The organism is Paramuribaculum intestinale (genome assembly GCF_003024925.1).
GTDB lineage: Bacteria > Bacteroidota > Bacteroidia > Bacteroidales > Muribaculaceae > Paramuribaculum > Paramuribaculum intestinale.
On the sequence record NZ_PUED01000175.1, the window covers coordinates 1 to 4,734 of the forward strand.

Annotated in this window: 4 protein-coding genes; 3 read left to right on the forward strand and 1 reads right to left on the reverse strand. The window is 59.5% G+C overall.

Features of this window, described 5'->3' with window-relative positions; all coding sequences use genetic code 11:
- The 3 genes from C5O24_RS10830 to purB all read left to right on the forward strand — a co-directional run.
- Positions 1 to 941 (forward strand): BamA/TamA family outer membrane protein (locus tag C5O24_RS10830; protein WP_153061370.1); only part of this gene is annotated, 941 nt, incomplete at its 5' end.
- Positions 942 to 968: 27 nt separating this feature from the next.
- Entirely contained in the window at positions 969 to 1,637 is a 669-nt protein-coding gene (locus C5O24_RS10835) for an HAD family hydrolase (RefSeq protein ID WP_107035888.1), read from the forward strand.
- A gap of 28 nt (positions 1,638 to 1,665) precedes the next feature.
- Positions 1,666 to 3,009 (forward strand): adenylosuccinate lyase, encoded by a 1,344-nt coding sequence (gene purB, locus C5O24_RS10840; RefSeq protein WP_107035887.1) that lies wholly within the window; start codon positions 1,666 to 1,668, stop codon positions 3,007 to 3,009.
- A 123-nt stretch (positions 3,010 to 3,132) separates the two neighbouring features.
- Here purB and pnp read toward each other — a convergent pair.
- Positions 3,133 to 4,734, reverse strand: a 1,602-nt coding sequence (gene pnp, locus C5O24_RS10845) for a polyribonucleotide nucleotidyltransferase (RefSeq protein ID WP_107681817.1), incomplete at its 5' end; no start/stop codon positions are given.

Consider the following 4,734-nt stretch of genomic DNA (forward strand, 5'->3'; position numbering starts at 1 on the left):
TCATAGCCGGTGCGGCATGGAAGTACAAATGGAGCGCCCGCGCCGGACGCGAGCGGCGCACCTTCGATCTGGTCGATGTCAACTACGTGTATCTGCCCGAAAGCACCATCGACTTCATCAACCAGATAGCCCCGTCCAACCCGCTGCTGCGCTACAGCTACGAAGACCACTTCATAATGCGGTCGGGCTACACATTCTACCGTACCAACCGCCGCATAGCTTCGGCCACCTCGCGCCGTCAGCCCGTGCAGCCCACGGTATATTCGCTTCGGGCCTCTGGCGAGGTGGCGGGCAATCTGCTCTACGCCCTGTCGTCGCTCACCCACGAGAAGAAACACAACGGCGTGTACCGTCTGTTCGGCATACAGTATTCGCAGTATGCCAAGGCCGAAGTGGACTATTCGATAGCCCGCAACTTCGCCTACCGCCACAGCGTGGCGTTCCACGTAGGCGCCGGCATAGGAGTGCCCTACGGCAACTCGCGGGTGCTCCCGTTCGAGAAGCGGTTTTACGCCGGCGGCGCCAACGGCGTCAGAGGCTGGGGCGTCAGGACTCTCGGCCCGGGAAGCTACGACTCGCGCAACTCCGTCACCGACTTCATCAACCAGTGTGGTGACATATCGCTGCTGCTCAACGTAGAGTACAGGATGAAACTGTTCTGGGTGTTTGAGGGCGCACTGTTTGCCGACGCCGGCAATATATGGACCATCCACAACTACGAGAACCAGCGCGGAGGCATGTTTCACTTCTCGACGTTCTGGAAACAGATCGCCGCAAGCTACGGAGTGGGACTGCGCATGGATTTCAGCTATTTCCTTCTCCGCTTCGACCTGGGCATGAAAGCCCACGACCCTGCAGCCGACCGCGAACACTGGCCAATAATCCATCCACGCTGGGGACGCGACGCGACGTTCCACTTCTCGGTGGGCTATCCGTTCTAAAAGTTTATCAACGACACACATGCAATTATGAAACGACTTGTGATATTTGATCTCGACGGCACTCTGCTCGACACCATAGGCGATCTGGCCAATGCCACCAACCATGCGCTGCAGGCTATGGGCTTCAAGACCCATCCGCTGGGCGTATATCCGATGCTCGTCGGCAACGGAATAACCAAGCTGATAGAGCGCGCCCTGCCCGAAGAGGACCGCAGCGAGGCCACAATAGAGGCCATGCACCGCCACTTCACGGAATACTACGGCGAACACTGCACCGACACCACTCATCCCTATCCCGGCATAGAGCAACTTCTGGCCGAGCTGACGGCCGAAGGGATAAGCGTGGCCGTGGCATCGAACAAATACCAAGAGGCTACGTCGAAGCTTGTGGCCACTTTTTTCCCGGACGTGCCGTGGGTGGCCGTGGAGGGTCATCGCGAAGGAATGCCCACAAAGCCTGATCCCTCGATAGTGTTCGAGATCCTTTCGGGTCATCCCACTCCCAAGGCCGAGGTGCTGTATGTGGGCGACTCGGGAGTGGACATGGACACCGCTTTCCGTGCCTGCGTCGAATCATGCGGTGTGACCTGGGGCTTCCGTTCGCGCGAAGAACTGGAGAGACACCACGCCGACCACATAGTCAGCGACACTTCGGCGATAATGCGCATAGCCTCGGGCACAACAGGCATCTACTGACATATACATTTTTCACACCATCATCAATATGCAACTCGACACACTTACAGCGATCTCTCCGATCGACGGACGCTACCGCTCCAAATGCGAGCCTCTCGCCGACTACTTCTCCGAATTCGCTCTCATACGCTACCGCGTGAGGGTGGAAGTGGAGTATTTCATTGCACTGTGTGAGATACCTCTGCCCCAGCTGGCGGGAGTGGACCACTCGGCATTCACAGCCCTGCGCGCCATCTATACCGGCTTCACCGAGGCCGACGCCGCGGCGGTGAAGGAGATAGAGCGCACCACCAACCACGACGTGAAAGCCGTGGAGTATTTCCTCAAGCAGCGCTTCGACGCTCTCGGACTCGAGGCCTACAAGGAGTTCATACATTTCGGCCTGACATCGCAGGACATCAACAACACGGCTGTCCCGATGTCGATACGCGAGGCTCTCAACGACGTATATCTCCCCCTGATGGAGCGTCTGCAGAGCGAGCTCGACCGCATGGCTTCGGAATGGGCCGAGATACCGATGCTCGCCAAGACCCACGGCCAGCCCGCCTCGCCCACACGTCTGGGCAAGGAGATGGGGGTATTCGCCTACCGTCTGCGCACTCAGATAGCTTCGCTCAAGTCAGTGGCGATAAGCGGCAAGTTCGGCGGCGCCACCGGCAACTTCAACGCCCATCTGACAGCTTTCCCTGCAATTGACTGGCAGGCGTTCGCCGCCAAATTTCTCAGCGGACATCTCGGCATAGAGCGCGAACAGCTGACCACCCAGATCTCCAACTACGACAATCTGGCAGCCTTGTTTGACGCCATGCGCCGCATCAACACGATCATCATCGACCTCGACCGCGACATCTGGCAGTATATCTCGATGGAGTATTTCAAGCAGCGCATCAAAGAGGGCGAGGTAGGCTCGTCGGCAATGCCCCACAAGGTGAATCCGATCGACTTCGAGAATTCCGAGGGCAATCTGGGCATAGCTGACGCCATTTTCGGACATCTGTCGACGAAGCTTCCGATATCGCGTCTGCAGCGCGACCTGACCGACTCTACGGTGCTGCGCAATGTCGGCGTGCCTATGGCCCACACCGTCATAGCCGTAGAGAGCACTCTCAAGGGACTGTCGAAGCTCATCCTCAACCAGAGCGCGATCGACCGCGATCTCGACTCGATGTGGTCGGTAGTGGCCGAGGGTATCCAGACGATACTCCGCCGCGAGGGCTATCCCCATCCTTACGAAACCCTCAAGCAGCTCACCCGCACCAACGCGCAGGTGACTGCCGAGAGCATCGCGGCCTTTATCGACACACTTGCCGTCAGCGACGAAGTGAAGCAGGAGCTGAGGCGTCTGTCGCCCCACAGCTATACCGGATACTGATCCGCCACGGCGACGCAGACCGACACAAACACAGCCGGGCAGTCATGATGACTGCCCGGCTGCTTTATTTCTGTCGTTCAGGCTTCCCCGCTTCCGGAGTCAGCGCTGATTGGAGGGATCGTATCAACGGCGCGGTCCACGCGGTCCGCGGTCGCCACCTTCGCGACGGGGACGATCGCCGCCTTCACGGCGGGGACGGTCGCCACGGGGAGCGCGCTCGCGCTCTACGTATCCTTCGGGTTTTGGCTGAAGGGCACGCATCGAGAGGCGATACTTTCCGGTCTTCTTGTCGATCTCTATGAGCTTCACTTCGACGGTGTCGCCCTCCTTGAGTCCCGACGACTCCATGTTCTCGAGGCGGTTCCACGAGATTTCGGAGATATGGAGCAGTCCGTCGCGGTTGGGCATGAATTCCACAAACGCGCCGAATTCGAGTATGGAGCGTACTTTGCCGGTGTAGGTCTTGCCCTCTTCGGGAAGCTCTACGATGGCGTTGATCATATCGAGCGCCTTGTCGATCGACGCCTTGTTGGCCGCAGCGACCTCGATGTAGCCGCCCTCGTCGATCTCGTCGATGCTGACTGTGGCGCCGCTGGCTTCCTGAATGCCCTGGATGACCTTTCCGCCCGGGCCGATGACAGCGCCGATAAGCTCCTTGGGGATGAGCATGGTGACGATGCGGGGCACGTGGGGCTTGTAGTCCTCGCGGGGCTGCGGTATGGTCTGCTCGATGATGTCGAGTATGTGCAGACGTCCGTTGCGGGCCTGGTTGAGTGCGCGTTCAAGTATCTCATAGGAGAGTCCGTCGCACTTGATGTCCATCTGTGTGGCAGTGATGCCGTCGCGTGTGCCGGTCACCTTGAAGTCCATGTCGCCGAGGTGATCCTCGTCGCCGAGTATGTCGGAGAGGATCGCGTATTTGGGGCTGTCGGTGTCGGTGATAAGACCCATCGCGATGCCGCTGACGGGCTTTTTCATCTTCACGCCGGCGTCGAGCAGAGCGAGTGTGCCTGCGCAGACAGTAGCCATGGATGAAGATCCGTTACTCTCAAGGATGTCGCTGACGATACGGCAGCAGTAGGGGAATCCTTCGGGGAACATGCGCTTGAGCGCGCGGTGGGCGAGATTGCCGTGGCCGATCTCGCGGCGTCCGACGCCGCGCTGCGGCTTGGCCTCGCCTGTTGAGAAGGGAGGGAAGTTGTAGTGGAGGAGGAAACGCTCGTGACCCTGGTTGAGCACGTCGTCGATGATCTTCTCGTCGAGCTTGGTGCCGAGTGTGACAGTGGAGAGCGACTGTGTCTCACCACGTGTGAACACGGCTGATCCGTGAGGGCCGGGGATGTAGTCGACCTCACACCAGATGGGTCGGATATCGGTGGTCTTTCGTCCGTCGAGACGCACGCCCTCGTCGAGTATGCAGCGGCGCACGGCCTCGCGCTCCACGTCGTGGTAGTAGCGCTTCACGAGGGGTGTCTTCTCGTCGCGCTCCTCTTCGGGGAGCGATTCGATGTATTCCTTGCAGATAGCGTCGAAGCTGTCCTGACGCCAGTGTTTGTCGGCGCTGCCGGCCTGTGCTATGGCGTAGGCTTTGGCGTAGCATTTGTCGTGGACATCCTTGCGCAGCTCTTCGTCGTTGACCTCGTGGCAGTATTCGCGCTTGGCGCGTCCCACAGCCTCGGCCAGCTCGATCTGTGCCTTGCACTGTGTGCGGATGGCCTCGTGTGC